1 protein-coding gene is annotated in these 309 nt (G+C 43.4%); it reads right to left on the bottom strand.

The window, feature by feature from the left end; all coding sequences use genetic code 11:
- Positions 1-309, bottom strand: a 309-nt coding sequence (locus DM397_RS00260) for an Ig-like domain-containing protein (protein ID WP_162615419.1), incomplete at both ends; no start/stop codon positions are given.

Genomic DNA, 309 nt, shown 5'->3' with positions numbered 1-309 from the left:
TGTTCCGCCTGTTATCGCTGTATACCAAACGATGTTAGCTTGATTGAACTGAACACTTGCAAATGTCGGAAGATCTTCTTTACAGAAACTTTGTGTTCCTGCTGTAACCAATGTTGGCGTTCCAGGATCATTTACAATCACATCAACTGTCAATCTTGAAGCGCTCTCACATCCTGTTGCAGGGTCTGAAATCGCGGCAAAATACTGGCCTGTTGCTAGAGCTGTCGCAGATGGAATCAATGTTCCGCCTGTTAAAGCTGTATACCAAACAATGTTAGCTTGATTGAACTGAACACTCGCAAATGTTGG

It is taken from the genome of Flavobacterium nitrogenifigens (assembly GCF_003254565.1).
GTDB lineage: Bacteria > Bacteroidota > Bacteroidia > Flavobacteriales > Flavobacteriaceae > Flavobacterium > Flavobacterium nitrogenifigens.
This window is presented reverse-complemented; position numbering and strand designations above follow the sequence as displayed.